Source organism: Streptomyces sp. WAC 04229, assembly GCF_003947455.1.
Taxonomy (GTDB): Bacteria; Actinomycetota; Actinomycetes; order Streptomycetales; family Streptomycetaceae; genus Streptomyces.
In genome coordinates, this window is record NZ_QHJH01000201.1 from 1 (window position 1) to 13,089 (window position 13,089).

The window sequence follows — 13,089 nt, forward strand, 5'->3', positions numbered from 1 at the left end:
GGGGCGGAGGGCCGGGCGCCCGGCGCCTGGGCGACGTAACCCTGTGCGGCCTGCTCCCGCGCGGCCTGTTCCGGCCCGGTCTGCTCCTGCGTCTGAGCCGCGCGCCGCCTGCGTCGCCCGGTCGGTGCGGTGCCCTCGTCCTCGGGCCCGCCCGGCTCCTCGCCGCCCCCGACCTCGCTCTCCAGGAACGCGTCCACGGAGGACGCCGCCCGACGGGCGCGCCGCCGCCCGCCCCCGGCAGCCGGCTCGCGAACGGCGAGCGCGTTGTCCGCACCCGCGGCACCCTCGTCCCCGCCGCCCTGCGCCGGAATCCGTGCCGCCGCCGGATCCGCGGCCGGCGTCTGGGCCGCCACGGCCCCGGCCCCGCCTCCGATCGGCACCTCCAGCACGTACGCGCTGCCGCTCATGCCCGGCATCTCGTGCGTCTGGAGCACGCCGCCGTGCGCCCGCACGATCCCGCGCACGATCGGCTCGTGCACCGGGTCTCCCCCGGCGTACGGCCCGCGCACCTCGATGCGGACGACCGCGCCGCGCTGCGCCGCCGCGACCACGACGGTGTTGTCCAGGTAGCCGCCCGTCGCCGACACGGGCGAGTTGCCGGTGGCGTCGACACCCGCGACGTCCGCGACGAGGTGGGCCAGCGCGGTGGCCAGCAGCCGGACGTCGACCTCGGCCTCGATGGGCGGCGCGTGCACGGCGAACTGCACCCGCCCGGGACCGATCAGCTCCACGGCCCCGTCGACACCGGCGGCGACGACGGCGTCGAGCATCACCTTCGTACGGGCGACCTGCTCGCTGCCGACGTCGAGGCGCTGGTAGCCGAGGACGTTGTCGATGAGCGTGGTGATGCGGGAGTAACCGGCCGACAGGTGGTGCAGCACCTGGTTGGCCTCGGGCCACAGCTGCCCGGCGTCGTCCGAGGCGAGCGCGGACAGTTCCCGGCGCAGTTCGTCCAGCGGCCCGCGCAGCGAGCCGCCGAGCAGGGTGAGCAACTGCTCGTGCCGGGCGGCGATCGCCTCGTACCGGTCCTTCTCCCGCTCGCCGAGCGCGGCGTAGCGGTCGGCGTCCGCGGCGATCTCCTCCGCGTGCTTCTCGCGCAGCTCCGCCAGCTCGGCCTCGTGCTGCCGGCGCAGCGCGGTCAGCTCGGAGGCGTGCTCCTCGGCGAGCCGCTCCAGTTCCTCGGCGTGCCGCTGCTCCGCCTCCTCGTGCTCCTTGACCAGCGTCTCGTGGGGGCGGCGGTCGGTGAAGGTCATCACGGCGCCGACGAGCTGGTCGCCGTCCCGCACGGGCGCCGTCGTCAGGTCGACGGACACCTGGTCGCCGTTCTTGGAGAACAGCACCTGTCCGCGCACCCGGTGCTTGCGCCCGGAGCGCAGGGTGTCGGCGAGCGGGGACTCGTCGTAAGGGAAGGGGGAGCCGTCGGCCCGCGAGTGCAGGACGAGGGTGTGCAGCTCACGGCCGCCGAGTTCGCCGGCCCGGTAGCCGAGTATCTGGGCGGCGGCCGGGTTGACGAGGACGATCCGCCCGTCGGTGTCGGTGCCGACGACGCCCTCGGAGGCGGCCCGCAGGATCATCTCGGTCTGGCGCTGCGAACGGGCCAGCTCGGCCTCGGTGTCGACGGTGCCGGAGAGGTCGCGGACGACGAGCATCAGCAGTTCGTCGCCGGTGTAGCCGTAGGTGTCGTAGGCCTGCTGGCCGGTCTCCAGGTTGGCGCTGGTGACCTCGACGGGGAACTCGGCGCCGTCGGTGCGCCGGGCGATCATCCGGGTCGGCTTGGTGCGCGCCCGCGGGTCGACGTGGTCGGGCCGCCGCATGGAGCCGGGGATCAGCCGCGAGTCGAACTGCGGGAGCAGGTCCAGCAGTCCGCGGCCCACCAGCGCGGTGCCCGGAGTCTCGAACGCCTCCAGCGCGATGGTGTTCGCGTTGACCACGGTGCCGTTGGCGTTGACCAGTACCAACGCGTCGGGCAGCGCGTCCAGTATGGCTGCGAGGCGAGCAGTGCCTCGGGATGGCCTGCTGCTCACGAGACGCTTCCCTCCTGTTACCGCACTTGCCGACCGCCTGGGCCATCTTGCCAACCGGCCCCCAGGGTGTCACGCGAGGGAGTCTAAGGGTTGGGCCCCGGCGGGCGGCGTGGGATGCGACGGAGGTCGCACGAGGAAGTGACGTAGAACGTGTGAGCGGTGGCCGCGGGGCGGGCGCCCGCGACGGAGCTCCGCGCCCCCTACGACCGTCCCGGCGCCCCCACCTCGGGCAGCAGCGGCACCATGCGGTTCCAGCGGGAGATCTCGCAGCCGTCGCGCCGGTCGTACGTCACGTCGACGGGGCGTCCGGCCCAGATGCCGGTGACGTGCGCGGTGGCCGGGCCGCCGTACTGCATGGTGCAGACGCTGCCCTGCGGGACCGGGGCGAAGGTCTCCTGGCCCCAGCGGGTGTCGCGCTCGGCCACGGCACAGGCGCCCGCCGGGTCGGGGTGGCTGCCGCCGGCCGGGTGGCAGTACAGCTCGTACGTCCCGTCGGCGGCCGGACCGGCGTTCCGCACGGTGACGGTCAGGTGGTCGCCGTGCGGGACACCGGCACCGGCACCGGCATCGGTGCCGACGGCCGCGGCCGGGTGGGCGGCGGAGAGGGAGGCGAGGGACGCGAAGGACAGGGCGGCGGCGCCGAGGAGGCGGGCGGCGGGGATGCGGGAGACCTGGAACATGCCCTGCCCAACGCGCGGGCGCGCCGGACGTTGCGCGGCGGCCCGCCGACCGCGCCACAAGGGCTTTGCCCTGCGGCCCGCCCGCCTAGTACCGTGGGGGTCGATTGGTGACAGCGCGCTCAACTGTGTCATCATCGGCACGCACCGCTCGCGCTCGCCCGCGAGAGGGTGATGTTGTCTGGAGGCGTCGCCTAGTCCGGTCTATGGCGCCGCACTGCTAATGCGGTTTGGGTCTTAAAGCCCATCGAGGGTTCAAATCCCTCCGCCTCCGCACCGATCATCGAAGCCCCGGCCCACCAGGCCGGGGCTTCGATGTCGTCCGGGGTCCGTCCGGGGTCGCGCACCCCGCCATGAAGGCCGTTTCCGCAGCTCACAACGGGTGCGGCCAATGGATTTCACATGGCGGCGGCAGTCATGTAATGTTCTTCCTGTCGCCGCGAGCGGGCCGGAAGGGCCGGGAGCGTCGGTAAAACTGAAGAAGACAAGCACTCGTAGCTTAACGGATAGAGCATCTGACTACGGATCAGAAGGTTGCAGGTTCGAATCCTGCCGAGTGCACACAGGTCAAAGGCCCCGGATCATTCCGGGGCCTTTGACGTTTCACGGCCGTACAGCAGCGAAGTACAGCAACCGCGTCAACCGGTGCCGCCCATCGCGTCCGACAGCTTGCCGATCGCGTCCCGCACCTCTTCCTCGCTCGCTTCGGCGTAGACCTCCATCGTCATGGCGATCTGGGAGTGCCGCAGGATGCGCTGCGCGACCTTCGGGTGCACCTTCAGCGCCACCAGGAGCGAGCTGCACGTGTGCCGGGTGTTCCGGAGCGGGATCACCCGCAGGCCGGCGCGACGAGCCCGCAGGGCGAACATCCGGGTCATGTTGCCCGGCTCGATCGGGGTGCCGTACTTCGTGGTGAAGACCAGATCGTGACTGTTCTGCCAGAGTTCCCCGGCAGCCTTCCGGTCCCCGATCTGCTGGGCACGGCGCATCCGCAATGCCTTGAGGCAGAGCGCCGGCAGGGGAAGGAAGTCGTCGGATTCCTCGGTCTTGGTCTCGCGGTGCAGGATCTGACGCCCGGCCCGCTGGATCTGATGATCCACGTACAGCTCACCCCGTTCGAAGTCGACGGACTTCCACGTCAGTCCCAGAACCTCACCGCGACGCAGGCCGAGGCTGAGCACCAGGACCCAGGCGGCGAAGAGGTGGTCCTCCCGCGCGGCGGAGTCGGTGAGGAACTGGCCCGCCTCGGCGACTGACCACGGCTTGATGCGGCGGCGTCGGGGCTTGGGCACCTTCACCAGGGAGGCAACGTTCTTGCTGATCTCCTCCTCGGTGACCGCGTGCGTGAGGGCAGCCCGCAAAGCGTCCCGGGCGGCCTGGATCACGCGACGGGAGGGGTATGCCTCGCAGCATTCCCCGACCGCACAGCACTTCTGCCGGGAGGGCTCACGCTTCGAGTCCTTGCCCTGAGCGCAGCACTGGCAGACGCCGGCCAACTTGGTCAGCCACTCGCGGACATCGCGGACCGTGAGCCGGTCGAGCCGCTTCGCACCGAGGTGGGGAACGATGTAGAGACGCACGGAGCCCTCGTACGAGACGTACGACAGGGGAGCCAGGTTGGGCTTGACCACTGAGTCGAGCCAGTACGAAAGGAACGCGGAAACCGTCCGGTGGCGTGTGGCCACAGGGCCTCGCTTGGCCTCAGCGTGGAGGGCAAGCCACTTCTCGTGGACCTCTTCCCGGGTCTTGCCGTAGGCGTACTTGCGTGCCCTCTTGCCGTCCGGCTTGGTCACCCAAACGTAGGCCGCGTACCCGTTCTTGTACGGGTAGATCGAGCCCTCACCGTTGCCGCGCTTGCCGCTCACGCCGCCTCCTCAGCCTGCGAGACGACACGGGCCACGTACTCATCCACCCACGCCGGAAGGATGCGCCGGTTACGGCCGACCTTTACCGAACGGATCTCGCCGGTAAGGACGAGCATCTTCGTCTTGGAGAGACCGAAGTCGAGCATCTCGGCAACTTCTGCGGTGGTGTACCACTTGCGCGTGATCACAGTCGTGGTCATGTTGCGGCTCCTTCCAGGTCGAGCAGGGCGGGTAGTTCTTCGCGGGCGGTTTCGCGGTTGTGCTGGATGTCCCGGCGGATGCTGGCGGCGAGCCAGGATTCGCCGGGGGTGTGGCCATGGCCGGCGTAGGTCCAGTGGGCGAGGGTGAGCGTGGTGGCGTCCTCGTCGTCGGGGTCGGGCAGGCCGAGGGCGGCGCGTTGCTGGGCTGCGCGATAGTCGGCGCGGGTCTGGCGCAGTTCGCCGAGGGTGGTCGAGTAGCGCCGCGACTTGGTGGAGAAGTGGCCGCGGAAGCCGAGCATGTGAGCCCAGTCGCGGAGCTTGCGGTCCGGGTAGAGCGCGTGCAGGTCCAGGCACGCTTCGATGAGCCGGCGGGGGTGGTCGGCGACGCCGAGTAGGACGAGCGCGTCCTTGCTGCCGATCCGGCGATCAACCGTGCCGGTGGTCTCAGCAGCCTTCGTGGCGTACTTGGCGACGTAGGAGGCGACCGCCTGTTCGGTGATGTCCTCTCCATCGCCGAAGGCCCGGATGGGGCGCACGTCGAGCTGCGTGCCCCATCGCAGGGTTCGGGCGGGTTGCGTGATCGCAGGCTTCTTCGGGTCCGGCTGGTAGCGGGCCGGGGGGACGTCGACTTCCACGCGGGCGGCAGCGGCGCGGATGGCGTCGGTGAGCAGGTCGAGGGTGGCCCACGGCGGCGGGGGATCGTCTGGCCCGTCGGGTCCGTCGAAGCGGACGACGGCATGGAAGTGCACGGCGCCGCGCTTCTGGTACTCGGCGACCTTGCCGAAGGACACCCGGGACTGTTCCTTGGCGGCTTTCTGGGTGAGTCCGGCACGCTTGGCGATCTCGCGGCGCAGGTAGATCGTGAAGTAGCGCCACAGCTCGGAGGCGTGGTTGTTCCACAGCACGGCGCCCGCGTAGTCGTACGACCCGGGGTCGAGCGGGGTGCCCAGCTCCGGAGCATCCTCCCCGTGGCGGACACCGCAGCGGCAGGGCCGGGTGCCGGGCCGGTTGTGGACCGGGCCGAACGAGGGCGCCGTCAGGGTGGCGAACACCCGCGGGTGATCCCGGATCGTCTCGGGAGTGCCCTTTGCCGGATCACCGACGAGACCAGCACGGATCAGGTGGTAGGTGTCGCCGGCGTAGGTCCAGGCGCAGGAGGGGCAGCGGGAGGCACGGCGGTTGCCGCAGGCGAGGCGGAGCCGTCCGCCGGGCTCGGTGTCGGTCGAGTAGGAGTGCAGCACCTTGCCCGTGGTGGCGTCGCGGGTGACCGTCGAGCCTTGCAGGTGGATGGGGTCGGAGCAGCCGCCGGTACGGCGGATCTGGTCCTGGATGCGGTCGAAGCCGGGGGACCCGGCCAGCCTCAGCACGTCGGCGAGGGTGGCCGGGTCCAGGCCCGCCATGGTGGCGGTGTCGCTCACGCGGCCACCTCCAGGACGGCGGGGGCCAGGTTGCGCAGGGCGGCGGTGGCGAGCAGGGGCGGTACGGCGTTGCCGATCTGTTCGAACTGGCGGGTCTTGGTGCCCTGGAAGGGGTAGCCGGTGGGGAAGGTCTGGAGGGCGGCGGCTTCCTGGACGCTGATGCGGACGGACTCCGGGCCTGCGGGTCCGGTCTTCTCCCACGAGACGTCGTTGCTGGCCTTGGCGAAGAGCAGGGTTGCGGCGGGTTCGTCGGTGCGGCGGACGGTGGCGTTGCGGCGGTTGCTGTGCCGCAGGACCCACTGGCCGCCTGCCTTGGCCGTGAATGTCGGCGCGGGCGCGGTGTGCGGGTCGGTGGTCTGTCGGCTGCCGTCGGGCATCTGGTTGCGGTTGGTGTGCAGGACCCATGAGCCGCGCCGCTGGGCGTCCATGAGCGCCTTGCGAGCCGAGGTGGGGAAGGGTTCCGCTCCCCCGTTCTTGCCGCCGCCGGCGGTGACGGTGGGGACGGGGCGGTCGGTGGCGCCCCAGCCGAGGGCGTCAGCCATCGTGACCCACGGTTCCAGGGCCGGGCCGAACAGGGTGTCGGGTCCGGGGTTCCTGGCGTGGGTGGGCTCGGGCGGTGCGGCGGTGCGGGTGCGGGAGGCGAGCAGGAAGGCCCGGCGGCGGGTCTGCGGGACGCCGTAATCGGCCGCGTTGAGCACACCGGTCCACACCGAGTAGCCGATACCGCGCAGGATGCCTGCGACATGGGCGAACAAGGGCGCCACGGCCGGGACCTCTTCCAGCGCGATCCAGCCAGGGCGCAGGTCGAGCACGTAGCGCAGCGGTTCCACGACGAGCAGGGAACGGGGGTCGGCACAGTGGGCGCGCAGCGCAGCGCGGGTGTCGTTCCCGCGGGCGAGGTCGTCGAGCCCCTGGTGGCACAGGTTCATGTCGTCGTCTCCGGCGCGGAGGCCGGCGGCGCTGAAGGTCTGGCAGGGCGGGGAGGCGATCAGCCCCGTCACCTTCCCCCGCAGGGGTGCGGTGGGGTAGGCGGCGACGTCGGCGCGGATCGTGGTGTGTCCGGCGGCGGCGCGGGTGGCGCAGGCGGCCGGGTCGACCTCGATGCCGACGTCTCGGAGTCCGAGGCTGCGCAGTCCCTGGGACCAGCCGCCGGGGCCGGCGAAGAGGTCGAGGATGCGGCCGGGGGCGGTCATCGGGCACCGCCCTTACGGTTCTTGCGCGGCGGGTCGGAGTGGAACCGGTGGGTGCCGAGGTCGCGGCCGTCGTGCTCGTGCCGGGTGGCGTGCGGGTTGCGGTCGTTCCAGTCCTCCGCGCACACCTTGTGGACGGGCTCACCGGAGTGTGAGCGCAGCGGGGTGGGCTTGCCGCACTGGGTGCACGGGCAGTCGCCGGCGTGGTCGTAGTGCTGGCCGGAGTTCCAGTTCAGGAGTCCCACGACGGTCACCGCCCCGTCCGGGTCAGCGCGGCGGCGGGGGCGGTGGTGCCGGTGCCCTTGCAGGCCGTGCAGGTGATCCGGAGGGTGGCGCGGGAGCCGTCGGCGTGGCGGGTGCCGGTGGTGATGGCGACGACGGGGAAGCCGTCGCAGTCGCGGCAGACGCGCGTGTTCGAGGCGTGCTGAGGCATGATGAGGCTGCCCTTTCGGGTCCGTTGGATCTGGATGGGAGGGCCGTCCGGGGCGGCGGAAACTTGGCGGTTGAGGCCGCCCCGGCCGGTGTTACTTGCTGCTCAAGTGCTTGCGCTTGGACGTGCGTTTGATCGTGTAGGTGAGCCCGCCAGTGGCCGACAGGACCGCTACGGCGGCGCCGGCGATGACCTGGACGAGGAAGGCGACCACGAGCAGCACCGCGACCGATCCCGTGACGACGACGAGCGTCAGGACGATCGGGCCCGTGTAGGAGCGGGGGGCCTGTTGGACGATCACGACGCGTCGCAGGTCGGTGCCGGGCGGGAGTTGCCGGTAGAGGTCGGCGGGGATGTGTCCGGCGCGGATCTGGTCGTCGGGGAGCTGCATGGCGTGCCTCCTTTCAGGTGCAGCGGTGGGTGCGGGCGGCGAGTTCGGCCGCCGAGCGGTCGCGGTGCTCGGTGGAGAAGCCGCAGTTCGGGGCGGTGCAGGCGGCGGTGTGCCGGGTCTGGCCACGGCCGTTGTTGAACGTGCCGACCCTCACGGGGCCGATGCGGATCAGGTCGTAGAAGCGGTTGGGGCGCATGCGGGGTCACCTCCTTTCAGGCGAGTTGGGCGACGATCGCGCCGGCGAGGTCTTCCGGGACGCCGAGGCGGGCGCGCAGCGTGGCGGTGTCGATGTCCGTGCCGGTGCGGGTGCGGTGCTCGGTGGCGACCTTGCGGGCGTGGTCGACCAGGGCCGGCGGTACCGCGGGAGCCGAGGTCTTCGGCGGCACAGCCGAGGCCGGGGCTTGCGGGAGAGCCGGGGCAGGTTCCGGCGTCGGGATCTCCGGGGCCTGCTCAGGCTGCTCGGGTCGGTCGACGACCGGCGCGGGCCGGGGCGCAGGCTCGCGGTCCGAGGTCGGTGCCGGGTCGGTCGGGGAGTGCGCGAGGAGGGTGCCGCCGAGGAAGGCCAGGGCGGGCCAGCCGGCGACGAGGATGCGCAGCCAGGCCGGAACGTGGTCGAGGTCGAGGAGCCCGGCGGTCGCGATGTTCGCGCCGAGCGAGGCGACCAGGGCGACCAGGAACCAGAACCAGGCCAGCTTCGAGCTTTCGGTGCGCAGCCTTCGCCACACCGCGACCAAGAGGAGGTCGACGGAGACGGGGTAGGCCCAGGCCTTCCAGCCGGTCTGTCCGGCTGCTTCGGCGAGGTCGTGCACGTGGGCGAAGGACAGGGCACCGGCGATCACGGCCTGGATGAGTACGGCGTCGATGCGGATCGGGCGGAACATGGGCTCTTCACCTCCCTTCCGGGGTCAGTGGTCGGCAGGGATCTCGCCGGCGCCGAAGCAGTTCAGGCACATGCCGGTTTGCTGGCCGACCGTCCGGCGCTGGCGTCCGACGCGGACGGGGCGGGAGACCTCACCCGTGCCCTTGCAGGGCGGACACGGCACGGTCGTGGGCTTGGCAGGCTTGCTACGCGGAGCCATGAGCGATCCCCCCTTTCCGGGGTCAGGTCTGCGGGGTGTCCAGCGGGGGCGTGGTGGGCATCGGCGGCACCACCTGCCGGGCCGGGGGCCGGAACGGGGCCAGGAACGGCAGATCCGGGGTCAGGTGCGCGAAGTCCCGGCACACGGCGGCTGCGTCGGCCGGCGTGGTCTCGGGGGTGCGGATGCGAGACCAGCCACCGGAGGTGTCACCGGCCACCGCGACACCGGGACGATCAGCCCGGATCGAGGTCGCCGCCATCACCGCGTCCGGAGCGATGTCGCCCAGTCCCATCTCGGCGGTCTGCTTGTCGTTGACGCGGTGCACCACACGGCCGGTGAGCTGGGCCCGCAGGGCGGTTGCGCCCCTGCCGAGGTCGGAGCCGAAGCGCTGCCCGCAGACCTCCAGGTAGATGCCGACCGCGCGGGCCATCTGACCCAGGCGCACGAGCTGCATGACCGTCCGGTCCCGGGCCGCCTCGTCCTTCTTCGAGGTGACGAAGAACAGCTCTGCCACCTCATCGATCAGGACGACCAGCGGCACCGGCCGCAGCTTGACCGGCAGGTCCCACACATCCGAGACCCCGTAGAGCGCGAGGAGATCGAACCGCTCCCCCATCTCCAGGACCAGCGCATCTATCAGCCGCCCCGCCATGTCCGGGTCCGTCGCCAGCGCGGACAAGCGGGGCGCGTAACGGCTCTGCTCAACACCACGCTTGCAGTCGACGCCGACCAGACCCACCGGCAGCTTCGCCAGGCCCTTGATCAGGCTGCGCTGGTAGACGGACTTGCCGGACTGGTTCGCGCCGAGGGTCAGCGCCATCGGAACCGCCCGGTAGTCCCGCTCGAAGACCGTGCCGTCCTCGCGCAAGGCCACCGGAACCGTGAGACCACGGGGCTGTGCGGAGCGCGGGAGACGGACCCGGCGCAGGACGTCGTAGCCCGTCATCCGCAGCTCCACAAAGCCGGGCCGGGTCTCGGACACGGTGACCGACTGGACGCCGAAGGCGTGGCGCAGCCGCTCACAGGAGGCGGCCACGTCGGCGGGCTCCAGGCCGGCCGGAAGACGCAGCGTGATGCGCAGCCCGGTCGAGGAGGGGCGGACCCGGCGGACCTTCGGCGGCACGGGCCGGACCTCGCGGCGGGCCAGGTTGCGGGTCATGAACGCCCGCAGCCCGGACGGCTGCACGGTCAGCCCGCACACCTCCATCGTGGAGCGGTAGGAGAAGGTGAACCGGCCCCAGGTGAGCGGCAGGCCCACCGTCGACCAGTACACGCGCGGCGCCCGGTGCTTGGCGTAGCCGAGACCGCCGGCACCCGCCAGGGCGCCCGTGGCCTCCAGTAACAGCGTCAGGTCGCTCATGGTCAGGCCGCCGAGGTGATCGCGACCGCGCGGAACGAGATCCCGTGGCGCTTCTGGCCGTTGAACTCGTTCTCCCAGTCACGGGCCTTGAGGCCGACCACCCGCACCGGCATGCCCGGGGCCAGGCCCTCGGGGTATCCGGTCTCGGGGATGGTGACCTGGTAGAGGTTGCCCTCCCCCTCGTCCGAGACGAGCAGGCCCACGGTCGACAGGCCCGCACCGGTGTCCCGGTCCACGGCCCGCTCACCGGTCTTCTTGTTGGCCATCTTCGGCTCCGGCGCGGTCGCCACGAACACGACAGCGGTGGAAAGGTCGATCTTGAAGGACGGCATCGAAACTCCCTGCTTGACGATGGAGCAGCCCAATAGAGGCCGCTCGTCCTCGCTGTCCTAGGACTGCGAGCGACGAGAGAGATACTGCACCGCAGTCCTAGGACTGTCAACAGTCCTAGGACTATGTTTCACTGGACTCCGTAGAGAGGGGTTACGTGATGGCGCCGAAGTGGCGGGAGCTGGCGGACAAGCTGGCTGAGCAGATCAAGCGGGGTGACTACCCCCCGGGCCAGCAGTTGCCGCACATCAGGGAGCTGGTCGAGGCCGGCGAAGGCTCAAAGGCGACCGTTCACGCCGCTTACAAGGCGCTTGAAGCCGAAGGTCTGGTCACCTCGTCGCGCGGGCACGGCACGGTCGTTCGGCAACAGGTCCCGCTCAAGCGACTCGGCATCGCCCGGTACGACAAGGCGAAGTGGCGGGACGGCGATGAGGTGGCGTTCATCGCGGACCGTGTGGCTTCGGGGCGGGCATACCGCCGCAACGAGCAGACCCAGACGGTCAGCCTCGTTGAAGCGCCGGCGGAGGTGGCAGACGCACACGGCCTGCCAGTGGGCGCCCCGGTCTACGCCCGCGCCCGGCTCGTCAAGGAAGGTGACCAGCCGACACACACCCTCACCAGCTACTACCGGCCCGAGCACGTTGAGGGCACGCGCATCGTTGACCCGACTCCAGGCCCCGCCGGCCGGGGTGGCGGCTTTCGCGTGCTGTACGACGCGGGGTACGAAATCGATCACATGCGAGAGCGGATTTTTGCCCGCGCCGCGAAGGCCGACGAAGTGAGCCTCCTGCAACTACCGCCCGGGGAGCCGGTGGTCGAGCTGCACCGCACCACCTACACGGCGGACGGCACAGTGGTGGAGTTCGCCATCGGTGTGCACGCTGCGTCACGCTTCGCCTGGGAGTACGACTTCGAAGTACCGGACTCGGCGAAGGACAGGGAAGACCAGCAGTGATCTCTACGCAGAACTGGGCCGACACGCGACGTCTGTGGGAGTACCACCAGATGGGCCACACGCCCCGGCCCTGTTCTGTCGCGATCGGACTCGGCAGTCACGACCTGGGCGTCGCCGACACGGCAGCCGAGCTTTACGAGCGCGGCATGGCTCCGCTGATCGTGTTCACCGGCGCGACCAGCCCCACGACGCGGGAGCGCATGCCGCGAGGTGAGGCGGTCCACTACCAGGAGCGGGCACTTGAGCTTGGAGTCCCCCGCTCAGCGATTCTGGTAGAGCCGCGGGCGCGGAACACCGGGGACAACATCCGCTTCTCGCGAGAGCTGTTGGAGGAGGCCGGCGTGAACGTGTCGTCGGTCTTGCTGATCAGCAAGCCGTACGAGGAGCGGCGGGCATACGCCACGGCGCGCAAGCTGTGGCCAGACGTCGAGATCGTCAGCGCGTCCAGCCCGATGACCCTGAACGAGTACGTCGACTCCCTCGGCGATGCCCGCATGGTGATCGACATGCTCGTGGGCGCGCTACAGCGTCTCCTGGTCTACCCGGAACAGGGCTACCTCATCAGGCAGCCCGTACCTGCCGACGTGATCGAGGCGTACGAGCGCCTTTGCCGATCCGGGTTCACGAGCCGACTCCTGACCACCGAGGCACCTTCGGCCTGACCGGGCGCCAGCGAGAGCTGTTACAGATTTCTCTACCTCATCAAGCCCCGGCTGCGCTCCGCTCCGCCGGGCGCGCTTCCCGGCTCCACTGCGGGCGACGCTCCTGCCTTCGGCCCGCTCCGCCCGCGCTGCGCCGACGCGCGCCCACACGTGGATAGGGCCGGAAGCCATGAGGCGATCACCGCACAACGGGGGCTCGGTCAAGACGATGCCTCCGGCGGGGGATCGGCCGGCACCGGGATGGAGGGGGCGCCGTCGCCGACCGCGGGCCCGTAGAGGGCGTGCGTGGGGTGCTCCCATCCCGACCGCCGTCGACCCAGGCAGAGCCGAGCAGACGCGGCCCAGGGCGTCCAGGTCGTTCGTACAGTGGCGCGCTCCACCTGGACGCCCTGAACCACGCCCGCTCCACGGTGTGTGGGTCGACGGCGGACGGGATGGGAGCTGGGGAGAGTGGTGGGTTGAGGCCTGCGGAACGTGCTGCATGGTGGGTCGGTGGAGGGGCGGGGGT

Annotated in this window: 15 protein-coding genes and 2 tRNA genes; 4 read left to right on the forward strand and 13 right to left on the reverse strand. The window is 71.0% G+C overall.

All coding sequences use genetic code 11. The annotated features are described in order from the left end of the window. A partial coding sequence (locus tag DMH12_RS32360; RefSeq protein WP_260474420.1) for a PAS domain-containing protein occupies nt 1–2,024 on the reverse strand: 2,024 nt, incomplete at its 3' end. A gap of 200 nt (nt 2,025–2,224) precedes the next feature. Then, nucleotides 2,225–2,704 (reverse strand): SSI family serine proteinase inhibitor, encoded by a 480-nt coding sequence (locus tag DMH12_RS32365; RefSeq protein WP_125494949.1) that lies wholly within the window; start codon nt 2,702–2,704, stop codon nt 2,225–2,227. Between the two features lie 180 nt (nt 2,705–2,884). On the opposite strand from DMH12_RS32365, the gene DMH12_RS32370 reads away from it, so the two are divergent. Both DMH12_RS32370 and DMH12_RS32375 read left to right on the forward strand, forming a co-directional pair. Beyond that, nucleotides 2,885–2,975 (forward strand) — tRNA-Ser (locus DMH12_RS32370). Between the two features lie 214 nt (nt 2,976–3,189). Continuing rightward, nucleotides 3,190–3,262 (forward strand) — tRNA-Arg (locus DMH12_RS32375). Between the two features lie 77 nt (nt 3,263–3,339). On the opposite strand, the gene xerC is transcribed toward DMH12_RS32375, so the two are convergent. The 11 genes from xerC to DMH12_RS32430 form a co-directional block, all read right to left on the reverse strand. Continuing rightward, a complete protein-coding gene (xerC, locus tag DMH12_RS32380; RefSeq protein ID WP_125494950.1) occupies nt 3,340–4,566 on the reverse strand; it encodes a tyrosine recombinase XerC in 1,227 nt (408 codons plus the stop codon). After that, a complete protein-coding gene (locus DMH12_RS32385; RefSeq protein ID WP_125494951.1) occupies nt 4,563–4,766 on the reverse strand; it encodes a helix-turn-helix domain-containing protein in 204 nt (67 codons plus the stop codon). The genes xerC and DMH12_RS32385 overlap by 4 nt, the downstream gene beginning before the upstream one ends. Beyond that, nucleotides 4,763–6,184, reverse strand: a complete 1,422-nt coding sequence (repSA, locus tag DMH12_RS32390) for a replication initiator protein RepSA (RefSeq protein ID WP_125494952.1) — start codon at nt 6,182–6,184, stop codon at nt 4,763–4,765. The genes DMH12_RS32385 and repSA overlap by 4 nt, the downstream gene beginning before the upstream one ends. Continuing rightward, nucleotides 6,181–7,377: a DNA cytosine methyltransferase gene (locus DMH12_RS32395; protein WP_125494953.1), complete on the reverse strand. Its 1,197-nt coding sequence runs from the start codon at nt 7,375–7,377 to the stop codon at nt 6,181–6,183. Before DMH12_RS32395 ends, repSA begins: the two co-directional genes overlap by 4 nt. Continuing rightward, a complete protein-coding gene (locus tag DMH12_RS32400) occupies nt 7,374–7,619 on the reverse strand; it encodes a hypothetical protein (protein ID WP_312023981.1) in 246 nt (81 codons plus the stop codon). Before DMH12_RS32400 ends, DMH12_RS32395 begins: the two co-directional genes overlap by 4 nt. A gap of 5 nt (nt 7,620–7,624) precedes the next feature. Then, the gene (locus DMH12_RS32405; protein WP_125494955.1) at nt 7,625–7,807 is read right to left on the reverse strand and encodes a hypothetical protein; all 183 of its coding nucleotides are present in this window, start codon (nt 7,805–7,807) and stop codon (nt 7,625–7,627) included. Between the two features lie 91 nt (nt 7,808–7,898). Continuing rightward, a complete protein-coding gene (locus tag DMH12_RS32410; protein WP_125494956.1) occupies nt 7,899–8,195 on the reverse strand; it encodes a hypothetical protein in 297 nt (98 codons plus the stop codon). A 13-nt stretch (nt 8,196–8,208) separates the two neighbouring features. After that, nucleotides 8,209–8,391 carry a mobile element transfer protein gene (locus tag DMH12_RS32415; RefSeq protein WP_125494957.1) on the reverse strand — a complete coding sequence of 61 codons (183 nt, stop codon included), beginning with the start codon at nt 8,389–8,391 and terminating at the stop codon, nt 8,209–8,211. A 16-nt stretch (nt 8,392–8,407) separates the two neighbouring features. Further along, a complete protein-coding gene (locus DMH12_RS32420; protein WP_125494958.1) occupies nt 8,408–9,076 on the reverse strand; it encodes a DUF2637 domain-containing protein in 669 nt (222 codons plus the stop codon). 220 nt (nt 9,077–9,296) lie between these two features. Next, on the reverse strand, nt 9,297–10,634 hold the full coding sequence (locus DMH12_RS32425) for an FtsK/SpoIIIE domain-containing protein (RefSeq protein WP_125494959.1): 1,338 nt from the start codon (nt 10,632–10,634) through the stop codon (nt 9,297–9,299). A 2-nt stretch (nt 10,635–10,636) separates the two neighbouring features. Continuing rightward, complete coding sequence (locus tag DMH12_RS32430) at nt 10,637–10,966, reverse strand: hypothetical protein (RefSeq protein WP_052836754.1); 330 nt, start codon at nt 10,964–10,966, stop codon at nt 10,637–10,639. 158 nt (nt 10,967–11,124) lie between these two features. Here DMH12_RS32430 and DMH12_RS32435 point away from each other — a divergent pair, with 158 nt between their 5' ends. Next, a complete protein-coding gene (locus tag DMH12_RS32435) occupies nt 11,125–11,919 on the forward strand; it encodes a GntR family transcriptional regulator (protein ID WP_125494960.1) in 795 nt (264 codons plus the stop codon). Continuing rightward, nucleotides 11,916–12,581: a YdcF family protein gene (locus DMH12_RS32440; RefSeq protein WP_125494961.1), complete on the forward strand. Its 666-nt coding sequence runs from the start codon at nt 11,916–11,918 to the stop codon at nt 12,579–12,581. Before DMH12_RS32435 ends, DMH12_RS32440 begins: the two co-directional genes overlap by 4 nt. Nucleotides 12,582–13,089 lie beyond the last annotated feature (508 nt).

What these genes read in the sequence shown, in the direction of transcription:
- DMH12_RS32415 (WP_125494957.1), bottom strand. Translation starts at nt 8,391, where the DNA reads ATGCGCCCCAACCGCTTCTACGACCTGATCCGCATCGGCCCCGTGAGG.
- DMH12_RS32385 (WP_125494951.1), bottom strand. Translation starts at nt 4,766, where the DNA reads ATGACCACGACTGTGATCACGCGCAAGTGGTACACCACCGCAGAAGTT.
- DMH12_RS32405 (WP_125494955.1), bottom strand. Translation starts at nt 7,807, where the DNA reads ATGCCTCAGCACGCCTCGAACACGCGCGTCTGCCGCGACTGCGACGGC.
- DMH12_RS32410 (WP_125494956.1), bottom strand. Translation starts at nt 8,195, where the DNA reads ATGCAGCTCCCCGACGACCAGATCCGCGCCGGACACATCCCCGCCGAC.
- DMH12_RS32365 (WP_125494949.1), bottom strand. Translation starts at nt 2,704, where the DNA reads ATGTTCCAGGTCTCCCGCATCCCCGCCGCCCGCCTCCTCGGCGCCGCC.
- DMH12_RS32430 (WP_052836754.1), bottom strand. Translation starts at nt 10,966, where the DNA reads ATGCCGTCCTTCAAGATCGACCTTTCCACCGCTGTCGTGTTCGTGGCG.
- DMH12_RS32435 (WP_125494960.1), top strand. Translation starts at nt 11,125, where the DNA reads ATGGCGCCGAAGTGGCGGGAGCTGGCGGACAAGCTGGCTGAGCAGATC.
- DMH12_RS32395 (WP_125494953.1), bottom strand. Translation starts at nt 7,377, where the DNA reads ATGACCGCCCCCGGCCGCATCCTCGACCTCTTCGCCGGCCCCGGCGGC.
- DMH12_RS32425 (WP_125494959.1), bottom strand. Translation starts at nt 10,634, where the DNA reads ATGAGCGACCTGACGCTGTTACTGGAGGCCACGGGCGCCCTGGCGGGT.
- DMH12_RS32420 (WP_125494958.1), bottom strand. Translation starts at nt 9,076, where the DNA reads ATGTTCCGCCCGATCCGCATCGACGCCGTACTCATCCAGGCCGTGATC.